This window comes from Acidobacteriota bacterium, assembly GCA_016715115.1.
In the GTDB taxonomy this organism is placed as follows: Bacteria; Acidobacteriota; Blastocatellia; order Pyrinomonadales; family Pyrinomonadaceae; genus JAFDVJ01.
In genome coordinates this window covers 572,884-595,835 of the sequence record JADKBM010000013.1, presented here as the reverse complement: position 1 = coordinate 595,835, position 22,952 = coordinate 572,884, and the positions used below count along the sequence as shown (strand labels likewise).

The following is a 22,952-nucleotide window of genomic DNA, read 5'->3' as shown; positions in this document are numbered from 1 at the left end:
AGAACTAGCATTACGTTTGAATCAGCCAATATCGAACGTGACCTTAAGGTTCTGTATGGCACTGACCGTGACTTTGGTTAGCTCCTGTGGCGTGCGGTTACCGGCTGCCAGGCAATTTAAGCGAATCCGAACTCAGCGGTAGATGGATGGTCACGGTCTTCAGCGAATTCTACCTTAGAAGCACCAAGATCGGTTCGCCCGATCGGAACCCCGCACTTGCCCTTGGAAGGCAATCACGGGTAACAAGCCTCGACGAGGTTCCGCTTTGGGGGTCAAAGATTTGAAGAACGTGGCGAAGGAGCTGAATCGTTCAGAGGTCAAAGGAAACAGAATCGAGGCCCCGGAATCAGATCTGGCTTTGACCCACCCGATATGGGTAGCGGAAGTCCGAGAGTCATAACGATCCGTTAAGGCGGGAAGGTGTTGTTCTATTGGCGGTGTTGACTTTGGTGGATCCTTGACTGCGACGATTAGAAACGCCACCATCCAGGTGCCATCCTCCTTTTTTTCTTCGGTCGACTAAAAACGCAACAAACAAAAAAAAAGTTTTCTTGTTCCAAAGGCAAGCAAAAGCAAAGCGTGGTAGAGGCAGTAACTGGAGAGAAGTGACAGCTTCGGGAGTAACCGTTAGGAGACGCCGGTGTTCAACGAGCGGTGGCGCAATGCGACTGAGATCGGGATCAGCGTCGGAGTGAGCGACAACAGCGTCTGGAAGCTTGAACAAATACGGCGAGCTTGAGTCGGGCTCGGTCAGCGCCAGCAAGAACACGGGCAATATCGCGCGTGGTGCGGATGACGGTTGCCGGCATTGCGGATCCGATCGTCCGGACTAGAGATACGATTCCCTTGCATCGCCTGACCACCCGGAGGCGGAAGAGACAACACGACCGGAAATGCCGAACCAGACCTGGACTTTGCAGGTCAACCAGCCGCGGGCGGCGGTGAGTCAGCCGTGCGGCGTAAGCCGCGAAAGCGATCAGATCCCGAACCCGAGTCGCAGAGCGACGGCACACCGCATTTTGGATTTCCGATTTTGGATCTCGCCAACCCGCAGGAGTTGCGCGTTCACGCGTGACCGCAAGTCAGCGTATTGATGCGAAAGCGGACGAACGGCGTGTCGACTTCCGACCGATCGGAAATCCAAAATCGAAATCCCAAAAACGGCCGTGCTATCGCTCGCGCTGACTCAATCTCTAACCGCAATTCTTGCCGGGCCGTATTGCAAGACAGCAGTCCCCTTTTCCCGCTTTAGGCCCCGTAGATCTTCAGCTTGAACTCATCGTTCGAAGTCGTCAATTCGACACGTTTGCCGGAAAACTCAAGTGAATCCCTGAGGATCATCGGCAATCCGCCGCGCGGGGCGTGGGTGCCGTATTCGCGCATCGTGAAGACCGCCGTGATCTGCGGATTGAGCCGTTGCGTGATCACATACCGGATGGCGCGCGAGGCCGGCGGAACAAAGCCGTTCGTCCGCCGCGGATTGGCGATCTCAACGGCTTCATCGAAGATCGAAACACGCGTCGGCACGTCGCGGATCGCGAGATCACGGTGAACCAGCGCATTAATGATCGCCTCGACGATCGCGAAATGATGGTAACGACGGCGAGCCTCGACCGGAGATTCATTGCCCGCCCCTTTCGTCGGCTTCGCTTTCGCGAGATCACAGTAGCGGCGAACAAAACGCAGGACCTCTTCAAAAATATGCGCCAAATTGCCGCCGATCTCGGCCTCTTCTACCGTTTGCCGGTCGCCGTTTGCGCCCGAAATGCGTTCGACCCACGCGTGAGCGCGGAATCGCTTCGATGACCCGTTCGTTTTTGCCAAACAGCAGAACAGCGGCGACCGTCGGGACGAACTCTTCGGTGTTTCCGATCGCCATCAGCAAATCCTTTTTCAGAAACTCGCCCGTTTGATATTGATTTCGGCCAAGCGCGTCGATCTCAAACGCGTCAGCGAAACTCCACAGGAGCGCGTCGTCGAAATCGCTTTCCGGAAAACCGCTGAGCGGAATGTTCTCGTAACCGAGCGGACGGAGTTCGTCGAGCCAGCCCGACAGTTCGTCGCGGCCGATCTCGCGTTTTCGGCGCCGATCCGGACGTAGCGCCCGTCGCGCGTGCGGTACGGGCGGCGCTTGCCGTCGATATCGAGCGCCACCACGCGGCGCCCGTTGTCGAACGAAATGACGTCGATCAAAGGAATTACGGGCGGCACGATCTCTTCGCGGCAGATGCGGACGATTTCTTCCTGAACGCCTTCGGGGTTGCTTACGCCTTCGACGCGGAGTTGATCGCTGACGCCGAAGATCACCGTCCCGCCGTCGGTATTGGCGAGCGCGACGATGCCCTGCGCGATGCGTTCGGGATTCGACAATTTTACTTTGAGTTCGAGATAGGTGTCTTCACCGCCGCGGATCAGGCGCAACAGTTCGGAACGCGTCGTGATCGGCGCCGGAGTGTTGAGGATATACTCCTGAAACGATCTTTCGGTGGGCGATTCAAAACGCTGACTATTGCGAAATCTTCTGCGTGCCATATCAAACAAGCGTGTGATTTATGTCCAGACGGCCACGCCGCAAATCCGCCCGAGCGAGTCTTCGCTGCCGGAATAGAAATCTCTGACCGACTGTTATTGAATCATTTCGAAAAGCAAAACTCTAGTTTGAGATTCGCTTTTCTTGAACCCGATTACGCGATCGGGATTTCAGAATTCTCATCGCGGATTTCTCCGTTTGCATTCAACGAACGCAACCCTATGCGAGGAACGCTTGGGGGACGGAAATCCTCTCCACACTGCGATTACGCCCCTGTTCCTGAGATCTCAGATAACCAGCGTTGCCCATCGCGACAGAATGGTTCTTTGGAAACACCGTGAACAGATGACTTAAGCCTCGTCAGCGAGTAAAACTATCCGGGATTCGCCGTTGCCGCGTTCCGAGAACCAATCGCCCCTGAATGCCGAGGCCTATCCCACGGATCCATCGACGAACGCCGATCTGGAAGCGCGGAACCGAACAGATGGGCCCAGCCTCAGATCATTCAACGATTTCACGTTTCTGATCCGAGTGTTGAGTTTTTGAGATTTGGGATTTGCGGTGTTTGAGATCCGGAGATTCGAAGATCGCAGGTTTCCCGGATCCCGGAATTCAATCCCGTCCCAAACGTTTTTGATTCAAGAACCTGCCGCTGCAATGTCGGAAAAAAGCCGTTGACTACTGAATTCGCTTCTTCAAGCATACGGAGCACGCGAACTTGCGACAGCACCCGCGTTCAAACGCTCGCAAACTGGCAACCCGCGCTCCGTTTATGGATCAGTTCGGCGCTCCTGCTGAATTCCAGTCCGTCTCAGCGCAGTTTCTCATAAAAGAGAGCCGTCTTGATCGCCTCGTAGAATGTCCTTTCTATGCCTGCCTCGATTGACGGGACATTGCTGGCATTAAAGCCGCCGAGGCCCTTGCCGTCTTCATACTCGTATAGAACATCGAAATTGTGGAGTTTGGTGACATTGTTAAGGTAGGAATACCTGATGCCGAACTTAAAAGTTGTTGATTTGAGCCCATCCTTCATAACGGTCATAACTCCATCCTTTCCACCCGTCTGCGCAGTTGGCATCTTGTCGATCCTATAGCTCCAAGCCATCAAAGGGTTGTTCGATTTTTCCACCTCCACAGTCGCGACGGCGAGCGGTTCAGTGTCGACATATTCCAACGGAATCACATAGCGAAGTTGGGCTTGGTCATAGTACTTCAACTCGGTCGCCTCGCGTCTGTATCCTGCGACATGCACGATATAGATCTTCCAGCCCGGGCGCGCCTTCTCCAACCACGATCTGAGGGCAGTGAAATCGGATTCTCGTTCTGAAAGCACAAAGCGGCTCGAGTTCCAATCAGCCGCCGGCGCGAAATCCGTCTCGTCTACTCCGATCTCTTTCCACTTCGGCAGGTCGCTAATAGAGGCCGGCCAGTCTCTGTAAATCTGCGTGCCGACTTCATCGTGAGACACGTAAAACAGGGTGCGCACATACTCCTTCTTCAGCGTCGCAACTTTGTTTCCCGTGGATTTCTTCAGAGCGGCAAGATGCTGTCCGTAGGTCTTGCCACCTTTTAAGAGAAACCTGCAGTGCAAATCTACTCCCTTGGCGGCGGTGATCAAGAATTTCCCTTCTTTGAAGCGGTACAGATTGGCTTCATACTTCTCAAACGCCGGCGCTTTTTCTTGGGTGACCGCGATTCCTCCCCATCCGAACGCGTTGACATAGCCTTGGTCAAGTTCCTGTGCAATCAATTGCGTTGACATCAAGACAGTGACGATAAACATCATAAGAAAGTTCGTGCGTGTCATTTTCGACCTCCCGTCAACCGATTTCGTGTTCCCGGCAACCAAGTGTGCGGACTGGACCCTCTTGGCAATGTTCATCAGGATCGTCACTTGGTTACTTGCCATCTCAAATTCGTTCCAATCGGCGTTCTACACTTTCCTCGCCGCGATCGCATCGTATTCGGCCTGCAGGGCCAGAGCGTTCTCCGGGCAGTTCCCGAACGCGTCCAACGCGGCGATCCGTTCCTTGAACGCCGCGCGCCGCTGGTCCAAACAGTCCTCCCACGCGCTTGACGCCGCATCCATACATTGATTCAAGCGCAAGTCTTGTGCCAAGATTCTGCCCCTCAAAAAAAAGAAGATGGTTCTTGATGTGAATAATGTTTTGCGTAAAAGCCCCCGCTTTTCTGGGGATTTTTTCCAAAAACTTTGCTCCGCACACAGCGAAACCCTTGCCGCTTGGGCGATTGTCGCGCTTGGTTTGTCCTCGGAAATCGCCTTGGGATCTCACATCTCAAATCAGTCGGCTCGGCAAAAGACGCCTTTGCACTGCCATTGCCGATCCGGATCTATGAGACCCGGCATCGGCACCGTTCCTGAATCTTGATTCTTGAATCAAAAACATTTTGGACGGGATTGGTTGAACGCCCCGAATTGGGGGCCAAATCACCGTGATCGAAAAAAACCCGGGTCACTCGAAATTTCTGCAAGAAATCAATTGCCGGCGCGTTCTTTCCACCATCAGGCGATTGCCTAAGGAGTGTTCGAATGCAGAAATTTACGAGTCCGCTGGAGAATCTGAAGATCGCGAGTCCGTGCTCGCAGGATTGGAATGCAATGATCGGCAACGACCGCCAGCGGTTTTGCGGGGCGTGCGAAATGAACGTCTATAATCTCTCGGGGATGACGCGCGAAGACGCGGAGTCGATGCTCGCGACGCTCGAGGGCCGTCTCTGCGTCCGTTTCTACCGCAGGGCCGACGGTAGCGTGATGACCAAAGACTGCCCGGTCGGCTGGGCGCGCGTGAAGAATCGCTCGAAGATCATCGCGACCGCCTTCGTTTCGCTGATCGTCAGTTTCTTCAGCGCGATCGGCATCGTCTTTATGTTCAACGCGCCAAAACGTTCGCAGGAGGTCGGCGCGATCGCGATCAGCACGAATTCGAACCAGCGTGTCGAACCGAGGCCGCACGAACCCTTGATGGGAAACATCGCGGTCCAGGGAACGCCGGTTCCTTCGCGCGACTTCGAAATGGGGAAGATGGCCGTTCCCCAGAGGAATCGCGACTGAATTGTCGTGTTTTTAACCGGGATTGAGCAATCGAGGCGAATTTTGAGACTTCCCGTCGTTGCGATCTTGGCGGACTTTGCGCGAGGAACCGGCTCGCCCTCACCGAACATCCATTTTCCCGCGCGGAGAACGCAAACAACGCAAAGCCAAGCGGTCCGCAAGGCCGTCAAGAATCGGTAATCGAAATCTTCAAGCGCAGTTTGGGTTGAATCTGGAAGGCTGATCTTCGCGCGCGGGCAGGGATGCCCGCGCTCCTATTTTTTCACGAAATACCCTTGCCGGGCGCGGACGCGATGACTTCCGGCTTTGAGCAGTACCTTCAAATTGATGTACTGGTTTTCCGGATAATCGGCGTCTGAGTAGTATTGGACAAGATACTGGGCGCGCAGTTCATTTGTCAGCTTTCGAAAAATGTCGGTCAGCGTGTCCTGGTTCTTCTTGTTGTTGTATGAATTGAGAACCGGGTCTTTAAGCGTCACCGGCTGGAATTTAGGCAGGAACGCCGTGCCGCCGGTATCGTCCGCGAACCGCTGCATATTCGCCTGTCCGAAAAGACTTCCCTTGTTGAGCTGATAGGAGTTCCCCGCCGAATTGATCGAATAGAAGACCGTGTCGGCGTTTTGCAGAAATCGAAGCACGCGGCCTTGTTCGCGGACGCTTGCTTCGTCGCGGTTCTTTATCGTCAGTTGATAAAGCGTCTTCGAATCGATCGAATCGATCCGCCGTCCGAGTTTCCGGTAACCATCGTTGATCGCATCGCGGATCGCGTCGCTGTTCGTGTCCTCGCCGTCCGACAGCGTCACGACCACGCGGCGCGTTCCGGCCGGGGCGTTTTTGATCAGAAAATCTGCCGACTGCCGGACCGTATCGTAAAACGAAGTGAACTGTTTTGTCGGTTGGATGGTTTTGATCGCGATCGCCGAACGCTCGGCGGTTTCGCGAGCCGAGATCATCACCGGCCGTTCGCCGATGGTGAAGATCGTCGCGCGGTCCTCGGGCCGCATCACGTCCTGCAGGAACTTGATCGCCGTCTGAAGCTGAAAATCGAACATCGGACTCGTCGTAGCCGAAATATCGAACAGCAACGCGATCTCAAGCGGAACCTTGTCGGCGCTCGTCACCTGGGCGATCTCCTGCGGGCGGTTTTCCTCCGAAATCAGAAAATCACTCGCGGTCAGTCCGGCGACCGGCTGTCCCGTAGAATCGGTCACCGAAACCGGGACGACGATCAGGCGAGACTCGACCTTGATAACTTCATTATCGTCCTCGATTCGCGGCGTCGGCGTCGGGGTCTGAGCGACGATCGAAGAGGCGATCGCGAGTATGAGAAGCGCGGCAACGTTCAGCGACTTAAGCATTGTTTGTAAGAAAAAAGGGCAGCGGGCGAAAATCGCGCCCGCATCTGCCCTTTTGGGCCGTAGATTATTTCTCGTCGGTCTGCGGGTTGGTGCGAACTTCGACGTTCTGGTTCAGTCCGCGGTTGACGAGCAGCTTGACCTCAACGCGCCGGTTCTGTTCGCGGCCTTCCTTGGTCGAGTTGTCGGCGATCGCCTGAAGTTCGCCGTAGCCGAACGACTGGCCGATACGGCGCAGCGGGATATTGTGCGTTTCGACGAGATAGTCGATCACCGCCTGTGCACGCCGCTGGCTCAGGACCTTGTTCTTCTTCTCATCGCCTTCGGCCGAAGCAAATCCGGTGACTTCGATGACATAGCCCTTGAGCTGGATCGCGGTTTGCGCCATCTGATCGAGCGATGACTTCCCTTCCGGCGATAGAACCGCGCTGTTGACCTTGAAATTGACGGTCGCCGTCGACTGAACGACGTAATCGTCAAGCGCCGTGATGCGCTGATTCGTGACGTTGACGCCCTGAACCGCGGCATCGGCCGTTTCCTGAGCGGCTTTCGCGCCGCCCTTTGCGGCGTTCGAGATCGCCATCAATTCGTCGATCTGCCCCGAAAGGCGCTGCTGATTCTGCTCGGTCTGCGAAACCCTCTCTTCAGTCGGCGTGGCGCGGGCGTCGATCGACTGCGCGACGCGGAAATCATCTTTTCCGAAGCGGATCTTTTCCGCCGCGAGGCTTCCCGACGAGTCTCCGCGGCCTTCAACCTCCATATTCAGTCCGCGCACGATCTGGCTCGAAGCGATCTTGTCGCCGCCGCCAAACAAACCGCCTTTCGTTTTGATGCTCGTCGCCGACGAGATCACGACCTTCGTATCGACGCCGGTGCCGTCACGGATAACGAAACTCGTGTCGTCCTTGGCGACGACAGCGCCTTTGATCTTATATTTTTGTCCGGCCGTCAGCGAACGCAACTGCGCATCCTGCGCGAACGCGCTCACGACACCGATCAACACTGCAAGCAGCAAAACAGAAAACTTCTTCAACATAATTTGACTCCTGATAGTATTTTCAATCCCAACTGCGGAAAGCCGACCTAATAGACGTTCGAGATCACGGATTGGTTGTCACGGATCTCTTTTTCGAGGGTTCGATCGCGTCATCAGAATCTTTGCACATTTCCGCCAAATCTTTCAACGCTTATCTTTCATAACAATCGGCGTGCCACAGTCACCGATAATGAGTGAAAGCCAATGTTCCACTGGTTTTTGCCGTATCCGCAAAACGGAAAGACTGTCCGCTTTGCAGACAGTCCCCCATATCGTGTCCCCGAACCGTGCGTTTTCGGTAAGCGCCGAAGCAGAACGCAACGGCGAAAACGGTCGAAGCGCTCGAAGTTGACGCAATTCGATCACTTTTGTTTCTTTGACGCGAAAATGACATTTTTCATTACGGGAGCCCGTGTAAAAATCCGATTCAGTGGTTGGAACAGAAGCACGAACGATAACCCCACATAAAGCGGAACGGAACCCAAGAGTGTCAGCCGCGAACAGTTCAAGCGAGCGCGTGAAACACGCAGACCCATTGCAACCACGAGAGTTACGTGCGTTACACACGCTTTTGGAGATTGGCGCGACGGGCCACCTGGGTTCCGCTCCGCTTCACGTGGTGCTATCGCACGTTCGCGTGCTCCGCACGCTTGAAGAAGTAGATTCAGTTGTCGAACGGCTTTTGCCGAGAGGCTCCTTGAATTAAAAACGCTTTGGACGGGATCGCTTTGAAATCTGAAATTTCAAAGCGTAATCGCGTTCCGGAAAGAGTCGGTCGGCAGGTTTCGCGCAAAGATCGCGGAGTTCGCAAAGTCGCGGCGTGGCAGAATTGGCGGACGTTGCGCGAGACGACTGTTTTCGCGCAACGTCCGCGGAGTTCGCAAAGCACGTCAACTCTCGCTACAGACTGAACTCGGTCGTCTCCAGATACTGTTTGAGGAACGACAGAAATCGCTCGGCATCAGCGCCGTCGACGATCCGGTGATCGTAGGTCAGCGCGAAATACGCCATCTGGCGGATCGCAATGTAGTCGTCGCCGTCCGGCGTCGTCAAGACCTTCGCACGCTTTTCGATCGTCCCGACACAGAGGATCGCGACCTGCGGCTGGTTGATGATCGGCGTGCCGTATAGTCCGCCGAAGACGCCCGGATTCGTGATCGTGAAGGTTCCGCCCTGAACCTCGTCGGGCATCAGTTTCTTGGTTCGCGCGCGGTCGGCGAGGTCGTTGGCCGTCAACGCGAGTCCCGAGAGCGAAAGCGTGTCGGCGCGCTTGATGACCGGCACGATCAATCCCCAGTCGAGCGCGACGGCCATTCCGAGATTGACGTCGCCCTTATAAACGACGTTGTCGCCCGATACCTGCGAGTTGACGACCGGGAATTTGCGGAGTGCCTGCGTCACGGCCTGGAAAATGAACGGCATAAACGTCAGCTTGGTGCCGAATCGCTCCTGAAACACGGACTTGTTGCGGTCGCGGAACTTCGCGACGTTCGTCATATCGATCTCGTAAACGCTCGTGACGTGGGCCGAGGTATGTTTCGAGAACGTCATATGTTCGGCGATCTTCTTGCGCATCACCGACATCGGCTCGATCCGATCATTCTCAGATTTCGGAATTGTGATTTCGGATTTTGGATTTGCCGATGGCGCGATCGGCGTTGAAGTCCTTCCGACGAGCAGATCCTGCGGACGTAGCGCGGCGCCGGTCTCGATAAAATTAAGTATGTCCTTTTTGGTAACGCGTCCAGAAAGTCCGCTGCCCGGAATGCGCGTGATGTCGACGCCGTGCTCTTTCGCGATGTTGCGGACGAGCGGCGACGATTTCGTTCGGCGGAGTTCGTCGACGGTGGCCGACTGGCCGTTTCCGGCACCCGCGGCCGCGACCAGCACCTGCGGAGCCTCGACCGGTTGCCGGATCAATTCGATCTCCGTCGATTCGATCGGCGCCTCGGGAATGGGCGCGACTCCAAGCGACGTTCCGACAAGCGCGACGACGGCGCCGACTTCGACCGTCTCGCCCTCGGCGACGCGGATTTCAAGCAGTTTGCCGGCAACCGGCGAAGGGACTTCGGCGTCGACCTTGTCGGTCGAGATCTCAAGCAGCGGCTCGTCCTTTTCAACGTCGTCGCCGAGCGCCTTGAGCCATTTCGAAACGGTTCCTTCGGTGATCGATTCGCCCATTTGCGGCATCACCACCTCGGACGATTTTGGATTTTGGATTTTGGATTTTGGATTGTCGGATGCTGCGACTACCGCGGCAACCGAAATTTCGGCCGGCGCCGGCGGAGCGGGCGTTTCGACCGCGACCGCTACCTCTGGCGTTTCAACCTTTGGCGCGGGCGGAGCGGCTGCGGCTACCGTGCCTTCGGCGCCGATGACGGCAACAACGGTGCCGACCTCGACCGTTTCGCCTTCCTGCGCTCGGATCTCAAGCAAGACCCCGGCACTCGGCGCGGGAACTTCGGCATCGACCTTGTCGGTCGAGATCTCAAGTATCGGTTCATCTTTCTCGATCTTCTCCCCAACCGCCTTCAGCCATTTCGAAACGGTTCCTTCGGTGATCGATTCGCCCATCTGGGGCATCACAACTTCAACGCTCATAAATACTCCGAATAAAAACTTCTGCAGCGAAATCTCGAATAGTTAGAATACTAGAAAATGTTGAGACTTGAAAATCGGGGTTCGGCAGACCGAAGGCGATGATCCTCGCGATTTGCAATTTTCGATTTTCGATTTTCGACTGCCAATCAGGCATTGACAATCGAGGGGGATGCGTTTTGATTCCGTAACGAATTCTACCAACTCGGAAAAAGGCAATCCGAAACTACCGAACGGAATGCGATCAACACTTGTCGATATTGGATCTGATGACAGCCGCGATCGCGTCGAGCCGGTCGATCGCATTCGGCAGCTCGATCGATCTTCCGTCATTTTTGACGACCTTCAGCGCGGACCCGACATTCTCGACGACGGAGATCTCGTCCCAACGGGCGCTGAAGCCCTTGAACCGAAATCCGTGTTCGTAGATCTGAACGGTCTTCCGGCGGATCGCGATCCAGCCGATGAGCGTCAGAATGTTGACCGCGAGAAACGCCGTCGCGAGCAGAAAATAACCGATATTCTGCCGCCAGTAGAAACCGGCCATCATCAGCAGGAAAAACCCGAACGACAGAAACGCAACAGCGGACGCGCGCTGCAGAAATGCCGGCGAAACGCCGTAAACTCCCTTAAGTCTTCCGAGTTCAGTTTTTAACATTCGCAGATCGCCGGACAGATGCGGACAAATGAGGCACGTCGCGAACGGGCGGAACCGTTGCTCCGAGCGCCTTCGGAATCTCCGACAAGATGTCCTTTTTCAAGGGGTCGCGGATCAAATGCGGATATCGCTCGCCGCCGTCATATTCAAGCGCGAACGCCTTTTGCTCCTCGCCCGTCTGTGCGACGATCTCGATCTTCGCTTGCGTGCCTTTGGTTGCGGCGATCGCTAAACGCAGGAAATCGAGCGAAAACTCCTGGCCGTTGACCGTGCGCACATACATTCCCGTCGCGAGTCCGGCTTTCGAAGCAGCGAGATCGGGATTCATATCGAGAATCTGGCCGTCGGCGCTGACCATCATCCCGATCGAGAACATATGGTCGCCGGTGGAACCGCCCGTCGTCGCGATCTTGTTCGGCACGTCGGTGTAAACCAGTTTCCATCCGCCGTTCGTGATCCCGCCGAGCGGCGCCTCTTTGTTGACCTTGTAAACGCGGTCGATAAAGAAGTTCTTCCAATCGTAGGGAAGAATCTCGTTGAGCGTCCGGACGATCTCCGGGAAATCGTAGGTGACGACCTTTGGCCCGCTCGATTCGCCGCCGTGGAATTTTCGGAAAAAGTCGTTGAGCGATTTCGCGCCGGCCGATCTCTCGCGGATGAGAACGTCGGCCTCGAGCCAGATCAGCGCGCCCTCGTCATAATAATCGGCGGCGCGGCGCATATTTCGCCCGGCGAGCGGCGAATCGTACGTAAACTGGACGGCACGCGAAGTATCGACCAGAGGACGCCACCGGCGACCCGTTTGCCCGTCGAGTTCGGCCGCAAGTTCGGCGAACGATTCCCGAAAGATCGATTCGTTCCAGAGCCCGGAACGCGCCGTCAGAACCTTTCCGAGATACTGCGTCAGGCCTTCGTAAACCCAAAGCAGTTCGCCGTGCATCGGCTGTTCGAAATCCGGCGTCGTGAGTTTCAGCGGCCGGCGATACTTTCCGTTCCACGAATGCGCGTACTCGTGCCCGAGGAGTTCGCTCAGATCGAGCAGTTCGCCGGAATTCGACAGCGCATCGCGGCCGACTCCGTTTTCGCTCGATTCGTGATGTTCGAGGCCTTCGAATCCGCCTTCACCGCTCAGCGTAAGCAGAAAGTCGTACTTGTCGTAATGACGCGCGCCGAACGTCAACTCCGCCTGAGCGACGAGATTCTTCCAGCCATTGAGCGTCCGCGGTTGAAATTTTAGCGCTTCCTCGTTGTCGGCGACGATGTCCATAAAGACGGGAACCGACTTTGCTCCGGACGCCGCCAGCGGAACGCGCGTGAAATAGCGGCCGATAATCGCCGGCGAATCGACGAATGTGGTCAAATTCACGGACTTGAAATCGACCGCGTCCTTGGTTTCCTTATCGACGGGCAACGCGGTCGCGAATTTCCAGTTCGGCGGCAGTTTCAACGACGCGGTCACGCTCAATTCATCGCTCTTCGAGCCGCGCGGATAAAGCACGAGCCGGTTCCATTTGAGCCTCGCAAGCGTCGCCGTCGCGTGAGTGTAGGGCTGATAAATGTAATCGAACGCGACGTCGATCTTCGTCACGCCTTCCGGAACATCGACGTGAAACGCGAACATCTCGACATCGTCGCGGCGCCATTCGAGCGCCTTGCCGTTCGCCGACACGAACAAATTCACCATATCGTTCAGTGTTCCGTTCGGCGAATGTTCGCCCGGGATCCATTTCGGATAAAAGAGCGTTAAGGTTCCCGGCGCCGCCGGCATCGACTCGCGGACGCGGACGATGTTTCGCGGGGCGTCCGTCGCATCGACGCTGAGCGTGATCTGCCCGAACGCCGAAACGGTAAAGAACAGGCAAAACAGAAAAACTCGAATCATCATTATGGCTTGAACCTCGGCGGCGGTTGTCGTTGATTTCATAGGATGCGGACCGACCGTCTTTTTCAATGGATTCTAGCGTAAAAAAGACATTCCCGAAACTCCCCTCGGCGGACCGTCGGCGGCGTTTGTTCAAAATGGCCTTTCGCGGGTAAAATCGCTTCAATGAAAAAGTTCCCGATGATGCTTGCCGCGCTGTTTCTGATCGCTCTTACCGTGAGTGTTCACGCCCAAACGTCTCTGACCGCCGACGATTACGCCCGCGCCGAAAAAATGCTCGGATACAACACCGCGCCGTTTGTCGATCGAAGCGGCGTTCGCCCGCTCTTTCTGCCCGACGGACGATTCTGGTATCGAGTTCTGACCGCGACCGGGAGCGAGTTCGTCATCATCAATCCCGCGGACGGATCGCGCGTCGCCGGAACCGATTACAAAGCGCTCGGGCTGACTCCGCCGGCGCCGATGCAGTTTCGCGGCGGCGGCGACCAGGTCGCGTCGCCCGACGGCAAAAAGGCGGTCTTCATTCGCGACTGGAATCTTTGGGTCGTCGATCTGGAGACAAAAAAGGAAACGCAGCTGACGAAGGACGGGATCAAGGATTTCGGTTACGCGACCGACAACGCCGGTTGGCGCAAGAGCACGCGGCCGATCGTCATCTGGTCGCCGGATTCGAAGAAGGTCGCGACGTATCAGCAGGATCAGCGCAACGTCAGCGATATGTACCTCGCGACGACCAACGTCGGTGCGCCGCGCCTCGAAGCGTGGAAGTATCCGCTCCCGTCCGACAAAGAGATCATCAAGATCGCGCGAATAGTAATCAATGTTGAGACTGCCGAGATCGTGCGATTCAAGATCGCGGCCGATGATCGCCGCGGCACGCTTTGCGACGACATCGCCTGTACGGGATCGTTCGACGACAATCATTGGAGCGAGGATTCGTCGAAGCTCGCCTTCGTTTCATCGACCCGCGACCACAAATCGGCAAAGCTTCGGATAGCCGACGCGGCGACCGGCGATGTTCGGGAGATTATGGAAGAAAAGGTCGCGACGCAATACGAGTCGGGCCAGGGCGAGATCAATTGGCGCTATTTCTCGAAGACGAATGAGTTCATCTGGTATTCGGAGCGCGACGACTGGGGACATCTGTACCTTTTCGACGGCAACGGCAAACTGAAGAACCAGATCACGAAAGGCGATTTCGTAGTGACGCGCATAAGCCAGATCGACGAAGCCAAACGGGTCATTTACTTCGAGGCGAACGGCCGTGAGGCCGGCCGCGATCCGTACTTCAGCCATTTTTACCGGATCGACTTCGACGGCAAGAACCTCAAACTCCTGACGCCCGAAGACGGCAACCATCAGATCACGCTCTCACCGGACGGCAAGTATTTCGTCGACAGTTATTCGAAACCCGACGTTCCGCCGGTCGCGACACTGCGCGATATGACCGGAAAGCTGATCTCGACGCTCGAGACGGCCGACATTTCGCGTCTCAGGGCGACCGGATGGAAACCGCCGACGACGGTGAAGGTCAAATCGCGCGACGGCCGCTGGGATCTCTATGGGCTGATGTTCACGCCGACGAATCTCGACCCGTCGAAGAAGTATCCGGTCATCAACTACATCTATCCGGGCCCGTCGGGCGGCGGCGTCGGTTCGCGCTCGTTCTCGGTGGCGCGCAACGACAATCAGGCTCTCGCCGAACTCGGATTCGTCGTCGTCGTCATCGACGGCACCTGCAATCCGGACCGTTCGAAGTCGTTTCACGACGTGTGCTATGGGAATATGGTCGACAACACGATCGAGGATCAGATCGCCGGAATGAAGGAACTGGCGTCGAAAAATCCGTTTATGGACCTCGAACGGGTCGGCATCTGGGGCCATTCCGGCGGCGGTTTCGCGACCGCGACGGCGATGTTCCGCTTTCCTGATTTCTTCAAGGTCGGGATCTCGGAATCAGGCAACCACGACAACCGCAATTACGAGGACGATTGGGGCGAACGCTACATCGGGCTGCTCGTCGGCGACAATTACGAGAAGCAGGCGAACCAGCTCGACGCGAAGAACCTCAAGGGCAAGTTGCTGCTCGCGCACGGCGGAATGGACGACAACGTCCCGCCGTACAATACATATCTCGTCGTCGACGCGCTCGTGAAGGCAAACAAGGACTTTGACCTGATCATTTTCCCGAACGCCCGCCACGGCTACGGCGCCGACAGCTTTTATATGATGCGCCGCCGCTGGGATTATTTCGTCAAGAATCTCCTCGGCAAGGAACCGCCGAAGGAATACAAACTTACGCCGAAACAGGATCCGCGGGTTTCGGCGCCGCCAAGACAATGATCAAGAGATACATTTCGATGCTGGTGTTTTCGGCCGTTGCGGCCGTCGTGCTGCCGATGTCGGTCGAAGGCCAAAAGCTTGAAGTCAGGCTTTTGGCCTTCGACAACTTCGGCCGCGTTCTGTCGGGACTCAAGCCGGAGAATTTTCGCGTAAAAGCGGGAAAGGACCGGCCTTCGATTACAAGGCTTGAATTTGAAGAAAACGAACCGATCGCTGTCGCGTTCGTCGTCAACAACCGGATCTTCGGCGAAGCCGAGGCTTACCTCGCAGTCAATTACATTCGAAAGGCCAACCCCGCGAACGATTATTGCGTCATCTCGTCGAATGAAAAGGCGGAAGTCGTTTCGGCGTGGAAATCGGATCGATCGGCGATCGAATCGCAATTGCAGCGGATCGCCGGGACCGAAGACAAGAAGTCCCGTTCGGTTGTTTTCGACGCGGCTTCGCTCGCGATTGAGAAGCTCGCCGAATCGCCGCTCAGAAAAAAGGTGATGATGATCTTCGGGACCGGTTATGATATTTCTTCGAAGACGAAGCTGTCGGCGGTCAAGGAGATGCTCCGGAATTCGGATGTTACGGTTTTCGGGATTGATATCACGTCGCGGCCCGAATGGACGACCCCGGTGCGGGACGAGAACATTGACGCGATGACCGAACTGACGGGCGGGGTTCAGCGAACCATTGTCCTCGATTCTGGACTGATGTTCGACATGCAAAAGACCACTCCCGGCGGAACGTTGCCCGAGCTGCCGGCTCGGCAGAAACCGGCATCGCTTATCGGAGATCCGAAACAGCTGCTCGACGAATCGGCACAGCGGCTTGTTCTTGAAACAAAAATGACATACCGCATCGAGCTCTCTTCGGTGAGTTCTCCGAAAAAGGTCGACTTTGAGATCGAGCTTCGCGACCTGAAGGGTAAAAAACTTCCGATCAAGGCGAGATTCAGGCTATTGCCCAACTGATCCGCCTATTTCATCCTACCCCGGACAGCCCTTGCCCTGCTCTTTGCCGTTGCTTCGGGCAAGGTGACAGGCTTCGTCGATTTCGAACGCTTGGCCGCTGTCACTAGCGTAACGAGGCTTAACTGACGCAGCTTACCGATCTGCCATCCGGGAGCTTCAACGGCTTCGTTTCCTCCACCCCTGTCCCTTCGGCTTCTACCTGAACGGCAAATTGTGTAGTGCGGAACTTTCATCCACATAGGTTTGTGCACACTTCGTGGCGCACCGAAATACGCCAAAAACAACATCAAAAATGCCATTTTTCGAGTTCTTGGCGTGGTTCGCGGGAAAGAAATTTTCTATAGTAAGTAATTTGGGTCTATCCCGCCGATCCGTGTTCATCTGTGGTTAAACTGTCGCCGATTTCCTTCAAGGCGGTATTTCAAAGCTCCCGAATCTGGAATCTGGAATCTGGAATCTGGAATCTGGAATCTGGAATCTGGAATCTGGAATCTGGAATCTGGAATCTGGAATCTGGAATCGATAAATCGCAAATCGCAAATCGCAAATCACTTGAGTTCTTCTGTTTCGGCCTCGCTTTCGTCGAAGAGGACGCTTACGGGCGTGTGGGCCGGCGGAAGTTCGCTGCGGAATTCCGTGAGACACCGGTTCAATCGTTCGACGGCTTCTTTGGCAGTCTCGAAATCTTCGCGTTTGATCTTGAGCACGATCTTGCCGTCCGAATTCGGGAGTTTGCTGAGTTCGACAAAGCTCATCAGGCGGATCTCTATCTTCGTTCCCAACTTCAAGAATCCCTTTCGAAACTTCACATCCATCAACTTGTCGAGCGCGATCGCGTTTTGTTTAACACCGCTTTTGATGAATCCAAGAAACTTTGACTCAAACTCAAGAACGATCCCGGCCGGCGAGAATTTCGCGAAACCGTCGATCTCGGAAAATCCGCTGTCGGCCTTGGCCTTGAATGGGACTGTTATAAAGTTTTGCATACTGAAATTGATCCTGGAACTTAGAACTCAGAACTGAGAACTCAGAACTGAGAACTGAGAACTGAGAACTTGGAACTGAGAACTGAGAACTGAGATCTTAGATCTGAGAACTGAGAACTAAGAACTGAGAGCTTAGATCTGAGAACTTGGAACTGAGAACTGAGATCTTAGATCTGAGAACTTAGAACTAAGAACTTAGATTTTTGAATCTTGAACTTCGATCTTTTGGAATTGTGTCGAAACACGCGTCAAAGGTCAAAGACCGAAGTTCTAAGTTCTCAGTTCTCAGTCCCCAGTTCCCAGCTCTCGGCCCCCAGTTCCCAGCTCTCAGTTCTCAGTTCTCAGTTCCCAGCTCTCAGTTCTCAGTTCTTAGCTAGTCACCTCTCAGCCCCCAGTTCCCAGCTCTCAGTTCTCAGTTCTCAGTTCCTAGCTAGTTCTCACCTCTCAGTCCCCAGTTCCCAGCTCTCAGTTCTCAGTTCTCAGTTCCTAGCTAGTTCTCACCTCTCAGTCCCCAGCTCTCAGTTCTCCGTTCTCAGTTCTCCGTTCTCAGTTCCCACTTCAAAATCCATCGTCTCGACGTCATCATCCGTTTCGAGCGGCGCTCCGAACGCCCTCAGCCACAGGAATCCGATCGTTCCGGCTGTCAGCGAAGCAAGAAGGATCGCCATTTTCGAACCGTTGATCTCAACTACGTTGCCGGCAAAGGCAAGGTTCGTGATAAAGATCGACATCGTGAAGCCGATTCCGCCGAGAAGTCCGGCACCGATGATGTGTTTCCATCCCAGATCGAGCGGCATTTTCGCGATTCCGAATGCGACCGCGCCGAACGTTGCGAGCGTGATGCCGATCGGTTTGCCGACGACGAGTCCCGCCATAATTCCGATCTCGTTGGTTCCGCCGAGTGCCGGGATCGAATCCGCCCCGAACACGATTCCGGTGTTCGCCAGCGCAAAGATCGGCAAAATCACAAACGCGACCGGCTTGGTCAGAAAATGCTCAAGCCGATATGACGGCGATTCCTCGTCGTCTTCCTTTGCCGTGAACGGGATCGTGAACGCGAGCAGAACTCCGGCGATGGTCGCGTGGACGCCCGACTTAAGCATCAAAAACCACATCAGCGCGCCGCCGATCAAGTACGGTATCAGACTCTGAACACGCGCGACCTTGTTGAGCAGAAACAGAGCCAACCAGACCGCAAGCGATCCGGCGAGAAAGGCGAGCGACAGTTTTCCGCTGTAAAACACGGCGATGACGATGATCGCGCAAAGGTCGTCGATGACCGCGAGCGCAGCGAGAAAGACCTTAAGCGAAGCGGGCACACGACTCCCGACAAGCGCCAACACGCCGAGCGCAAAAGCGATATCGGTCGCCATCGGAATTCCGATGCCCGCCTGCGTCGGAAGCCCGTTGTTGAAAACGAAATGGATCGCCGCCGGAACCGCAATTCCGCCGAGCGCGGCAAATATCGGAAGCAGCGCCGTCCTGACGTTCGACAGTTCTCCGCTGTACATTTCGCGCTCGAGCTCGAGCCCGATCAGCAAGAAAAAGATCGCCATCAGCAAATCGTTGATCCAGAGTTCGACGCTCAGACCGGCGAGATTCAGATGCCAGAATCCGAGATATCTTTCTCCAAACACAGAGTTCGCTAGGATCAATGAGATCACCGTGCAGAGAATCATCACGATTCCGCTCGATTTTTCGGAATCGAAAAACTCCGTGAATGTTCGGGTTAATCTTCTCTGTTTGGTTCTTGCCATAGCCGGATTTTAGCGCATTCGGTGCCCTCGGAGAAAAAGCCAGAGGTCGAATCTCACATCCTCTGGAATCTTGATTCTTGGAGACTGTCGGAAAAATCGATTCAAGTGTGCGGAGCACACGCACCTACGATAACACCACGTTCCGCTCCGCTTCACGTGGTGTCAGCCGCGATCAACTCCAGCGAGCGTGTGTAACACGCGGATCTGTTGCAAGAATGAGAGTTACGCGTGTTACACACGTTTGGGGACTCGGGCGTTAAGCGGAGCGGAACCCGGGTGTCACGCGCGAACAGTTCAAGCGAGCATGTGAAACTCGCGGATCCGTTGCAACAACGAGAGTTGCGCGTGTTACACACGCTTGGGAAATCGGCGCGACGGTCCACCACGTTCCGCTCCGCTTCACGTGGTGCTATCGTACGTGCATGTGCTCCGCACACTGAATCGATCTTTCCGACGGGTTCCTGGAATCCTGAACTCCTGAACTCCTGGAATCCTGAACTCCTGGAATCCTGGAATCCTGAATTCCTGGAATCCTAGAATTTGGAATCCTGGAATTTGGAATCCTGAAATCCTGAAATCCTGGAATTTGGAATCCTGGAATCCTGAATTCCTGGAACCCTGCGGACATCAACCGGCCTAAACCCGACTCATTCGCCGCCGACGGTCATTTCGGATACGAGCAAGGTCGGCGAAGCCGTGCTGCCGCGTTTGAAAGTCAGATCGTTCCCGATCGCGACGACGTTTTCGAGGACCTTCAATACGTTGCCGGCGATTGTGATTTCCTGAACCGGATACGTGATCTCGCCATTCTCGATCCAAAACCCGCTCGCGCCCTGCGAAAAATCCCCGGTTACACTGTTTACGCCCGAGCCGAACATCTCGGTCAGATACAAACCGTTTCGGACCGATCTAACGATGTCCTTCGGATCGGTCGTGCCGTTCTTGAGATAGAGGTTGCTCGCGACGACACCCGGGCCGGCCGCGTATCCGCGCCCCGAATTCCCGGTAACTAGCGAATTCAAACGTTTTGCAGAATAGGCGTCGCAGGCGTAGGTTTTGAGAACGCCGTTCTCAATGACTGTCAGCGGCGCCGATCGCACGCCTTCGGCATCGAAAGGTCGTGAGGCGGGTCCGTCTTCGATCGTCGCGTCATCGATGATCGTGATCGCCGGCGCCACGATCTCCTCACCAAGCTTGCCGATCAGATACGACGCGCGCCGGTAGACGTTGAATCCGGCGGCGGCGCTGAATATCATCCCGACAAAATCGCCTGCGACTTCCGGGTCAAGCACGACCGGAACCGCCTGCGACCTGACCTTCCGGCCGCCGAGCCGCGCAACGGTGCGGCGCGCGGCCGTTTCGCCGATCGAAACGGGGGAGTCGAGCTTTTCAAAAAAGCGGTTGAAACTGTACCAACCGTCGCGCTGCTTGACTCCGTTTTCCTCGGCCACCAGATAGACCGACATACTCGCGCTTGTGGTTTGATATTGCCCGACGAATCCGTCGGAATTCGCAAGCGTTACCTGCGCGGCCAAATTCGACCAACTCGCGCCGTTCGAATTCGTGATCCGTTTGTCGAAGGCACGGCCGGCGTCCTCCAACTCGCGGACCATTTCTATTTTCCGTTCCGGAGTAACCTCTGAAATTCTCTCGTCGAAGAGCATCAAAGTCCCGTCATACTCCCCCAAAGCGTCTTTCGGCGCGAGACAATTGAACTCGTCCGCGTTCGATACTTTGACGATCTCGAGCGTTTCTTTGACTAGATCGCCGATCGTTTTGTCCTGAAAATCGGTCGTGAACGTCAGCGCCGTCGCTCCGTTCTTGAACACTCGCAAACCGAGGCCCTTGCTCGTCGACTGCTGGAGTTTCTCGATCGCGCCGAGCCGGACAGTCGTTTTGAACCCGGTCGATGAACTGATATAAACGTCGCACGCATCGGCGCCCTGCTTCCGGAGCGCCGCAACCAAGTCTGTCGCAAAATTTCTGTAATCAAGCATTTCGATTTTGGATTTCGGATTTGGGATTTCGGATTTGGGATGTCTTCGATTTCAGCTTTCCGCTGCTTGATCTGTTGGATTCTAAAATCACAAATCCGAAATCCGAAATCCCAAATCCGAGATCATCTGACTTTTGTGCCGCCGACCGTGATCTCGGAGACCTTGACGGTCGGGGTCCCCATACCGACCGGTACCATTTGACCGTTCTTGCCGCAGGTCCAGCCGCCGTCGGTGAACTTCAGATCGTCGCCGACCATCGCCACCTTGGTCATCACGTCGGGGCCGTTTCCGACGAGCGTCGCGCCCTTCACCGGCGTCGTGATCTTGCCGTCTTCGATCAGATACGCCTCGGAACAGCTGAAAGTGAAGTCGCCCTTGGTGATGTCGACGTTGCCGCCCGTGAAACTCTTCGCGTAAATTCCGCTTTTGACCGATTCCAGAATTCCCTCGGCCGAGAAAGTCCCGGCGCGAAGGTAAGTGTTCGTCATTCGCGGCATCGGCGGATAGTTGTAAGCCTGCCGGCGCCCGTTGCCCGAAGAGCTGACGCCGAGTTTTTTGGCCGAAATGCGGTCGTTCATATATCCGCGAAGAATTCCGTTCTCGATCAGAACGGTGCTCTGCGGAGAATTTCCCTCGTCATCAACATTGATCGTACCGCGCATATTCTCGAACAATCCCTCGTCGACGACGGTGCATTGATCGGACGCGACCTTTTCGCCGACCCGGCCCGAGTAGTTTGAAAGGTTCTTGTAGTTGAAGTCGGCTTCGAGCCCGTGACCGACCGCTTCGTGAAGCAGGACCGCGCTTTCCGCGTTGCCGAGGACGACCGTCTTCAGTCCGGCGTCGATCTCGACCGCCGACAAATTCAATACCGCGATCCGTGCGGCATCCTTCGCGATGTCCGAGGCCTTGCGTTTTTGGTCGAAATACTCGAGCCCGATGCGTCCGCCGCCCGACGCAAAGCCGGTCTCGCGGCGTCCGTCACGTTCGGCGATGCAGACTGTCGAAAAAACGAACATCGGCTGCGAATCCTCCCAGTAAACGCCGTCGCTGTTGACGTAAACGAGGTGGCGGACCTCGTCATTGAAGTTTACATTGACGCGGACGATCGTCGGATCGTGCGCCTTTGCGGCCGTGTTCGCTTGCTTGATGAACCCGAGTTTCTTCGTAAGTTCCGCATCCGTCGCGGACTCGCCAATACGGTAAAGGTCTTTCGGCTTCAACTCGCTGACGGGCACGATTCGCGTCCGCGCAGTGTTGTCCGCGGCGATCGAAGCCGCCGCTTTTGCGGCTTCGACCATCTTTTCTGTCGTCAACTCCTCCGAGAACGCGAACCCGATCTGATCGCCTTTGACGGCGCGGATACCGACGCCGGAAACGATCCCGCGGCGCGCCTGTTTGACGATATCTTCTTCAAACGAGAGATTTGAACTTATCCGGTACTCGAGAAAGACATCGGCGAATTCGGCGCCTTTCGCGAGGGCGGCCGCCAAGATTTTCGTGATTTGCTCTTGAGTTACTTGAAAGCAGGTGTCGAGCAAGTGATTTTTCAACATCGAGAATTCTCCGGCAAACATTCTACCAAGACGATCGGGGAATTGGGATTTGCGATTTGCGATTTGCGATTTGCGATTTGCGATTTGCGATTTCTGGAATTTGAAATCTGGAATATCTGGAATATCTGGAATTTGGAATTCGGAATCTGGAATTTGAAATCTGGAATCTGGAATCTGGAATCCCAAATCCCCAATCCCTGCAATCCCCAATCGCAAATC

At 55.5% G+C, this 22,952-nt stretch carries 18 protein-coding genes; 3 read left to right on the top strand and 15 right to left on the bottom strand.

Annotated features, from left to right (window positions below; translation table 11 throughout):
- Positions 1-1,248 precede the first annotated feature (1,248 nt).
- The 4 genes from IPN69_17505 to IPN69_17490 form a co-directional block, all read right to left on the bottom strand.
- On the bottom strand, positions 1,249-1,824 hold the full coding sequence (locus IPN69_17505) for a hypothetical protein (protein ID MBK8812509.1): 576 nt from the start codon (positions 1,822-1,824) through the stop codon (positions 1,249-1,251).
- A 69-nt stretch (positions 1,825-1,893) separates the two neighbouring features.
- Positions 1,894-2,532, bottom strand: coding sequence for an ATP-binding protein (locus IPN69_17500; protein MBK8812508.1), 639 nt, complete (start codon positions 2,530-2,532; stop codon positions 1,894-1,896).
- A gap of 809 nt (positions 2,533-3,341) precedes the next feature.
- On the bottom strand, positions 3,342-4,337 hold the full coding sequence (locus tag IPN69_17495; GenBank protein MBK8812507.1) for a hypothetical protein: 996 nt from the start codon (positions 4,335-4,337) through the stop codon (positions 3,342-3,344).
- Positions 4,338-4,463: 126 nt separating this feature from the next.
- Positions 4,464-4,649, bottom strand: a complete 186-nt coding sequence (locus IPN69_17490; protein ID MBK8812506.1) for a hypothetical protein — start codon at positions 4,647-4,649, stop codon at positions 4,464-4,466.
- A gap of 432 nt (positions 4,650-5,081) precedes the next feature.
- Between IPN69_17490 and IPN69_17485 the strand changes: the two genes are divergently transcribed.
- Positions 5,082-5,603, top strand: coding sequence for a hypothetical protein (locus tag IPN69_17485; GenBank protein ID MBK8812505.1), 522 nt, complete (start codon positions 5,082-5,084; stop codon positions 5,601-5,603).
- A gap of 254 nt (positions 5,604-5,857) precedes the next feature.
- Here the strand turns inward: IPN69_17485 and IPN69_17480 are convergent, their stop codons facing one another.
- The 5 genes from IPN69_17480 to IPN69_17460 form a co-directional block, all read right to left on the bottom strand.
- Positions 5,858-6,961, bottom strand: coding sequence for a VWA domain-containing protein (locus IPN69_17480; protein ID MBK8812504.1), 1,104 nt, complete (start codon positions 6,959-6,961; stop codon positions 5,858-5,860).
- A gap of 64 nt (positions 6,962-7,025) precedes the next feature.
- Positions 7,026-7,994, bottom strand: coding sequence for an OmpA family protein (locus tag IPN69_17475; GenBank protein ID MBK8812503.1), 969 nt, complete (start codon positions 7,992-7,994; stop codon positions 7,026-7,028).
- A 900-nt stretch (positions 7,995-8,894) separates the two neighbouring features.
- Complete coding sequence (sucB, locus tag IPN69_17470; protein ID MBK8812502.1) at positions 8,895-10,595, bottom strand: 2-oxoglutarate dehydrogenase, E2 component, dihydrolipoamide succinyltransferase; 1,701 nt, start codon at positions 10,593-10,595, stop codon at positions 8,895-8,897.
- Between the two features lie 241 nt (positions 10,596-10,836).
- On the bottom strand, positions 10,837-11,250 hold the full coding sequence (locus IPN69_17465; protein MBK8812501.1) for a hypothetical protein: 414 nt from the start codon (positions 11,248-11,250) through the stop codon (positions 10,837-10,839).
- Positions 11,237-13,174 (bottom strand): M61 family metallopeptidase, encoded by a 1,938-nt coding sequence (locus IPN69_17460; protein MBK8812500.1) that lies wholly within the window; start codon positions 13,172-13,174, stop codon positions 11,237-11,239. Before IPN69_17460 ends, IPN69_17465 begins: the two co-directional genes overlap by 14 nt.
- 123 nt (positions 13,175-13,297) lie before the next feature.
- Between IPN69_17460 and IPN69_17455 the strand changes: the two genes are divergently transcribed.
- Both IPN69_17455 and IPN69_17450 read left to right on the top strand, forming a co-directional pair.
- Positions 13,298-15,475: a DPP IV N-terminal domain-containing protein gene (locus IPN69_17455; GenBank protein MBK8812499.1), complete on the top strand. Its 2,178-nt coding sequence runs from the start codon at positions 13,298-13,300 to the stop codon at positions 15,473-15,475.
- Entirely contained in the window at positions 15,472-16,437 is a 966-nt protein-coding gene (locus tag IPN69_17450; GenBank protein ID MBK8812498.1) for a hypothetical protein, read from the top strand. The genes IPN69_17455 and IPN69_17450 overlap by 4 nt, the downstream gene beginning before the upstream one ends.
- A gap of 377 nt (positions 16,438-16,814) precedes the next feature.
- Here the strand turns inward: IPN69_17450 and IPN69_17445 are convergent, their stop codons facing one another.
- From IPN69_17445 to tldD, 6 genes are all read right to left on the bottom strand, one after another.
- A complete protein-coding gene (locus IPN69_17445; protein MBK8812497.1) occupies positions 16,815-16,970 on the bottom strand; it encodes a hypothetical protein in 156 nt (51 codons plus the stop codon).
- A gap of 15 nt (positions 16,971-16,985) precedes the next feature.
- Positions 16,986-17,423, bottom strand: coding sequence for a hypothetical protein (locus IPN69_17440; GenBank protein MBK8812496.1), 438 nt, complete (start codon positions 17,421-17,423; stop codon positions 16,986-16,988).
- A 518-nt stretch (positions 17,424-17,941) separates the two neighbouring features.
- Positions 17,942-19,180 carry a Na+/H+ antiporter NhaA gene (gene nhaA / locus IPN69_17435; protein MBK8812495.1) on the bottom strand — a complete coding sequence of 413 codons (1,239 nt, stop codon included), beginning with the start codon at positions 19,178-19,180 and terminating at the stop codon, positions 17,942-17,944.
- A 409-nt stretch (positions 19,181-19,589) separates the two neighbouring features.
- On the bottom strand, positions 19,590-19,808 hold the full coding sequence (locus IPN69_17430) for a hypothetical protein (protein MBK8812494.1): 219 nt from the start codon (positions 19,806-19,808) through the stop codon (positions 19,590-19,592).
- Between the two features lie 19 nt (positions 19,809-19,827).
- A complete protein-coding gene (locus tag IPN69_17425) occupies positions 19,828-21,177 on the bottom strand; it encodes a TldD/PmbA family protein (protein ID MBK8812493.1) in 1,350 nt (449 codons plus the stop codon).
- A 122-nt stretch (positions 21,178-21,299) separates the two neighbouring features.
- The gene (gene tldD, locus IPN69_17420) at positions 21,300-22,949 is read right to left on the bottom strand and encodes a metalloprotease TldD (GenBank protein MBK8812492.1); all 1,650 of its coding nucleotides are present in this window, start codon (positions 22,947-22,949) and stop codon (positions 21,300-21,302) included.
- Positions 22,950-22,952: the final 3 nt, after the last annotated feature.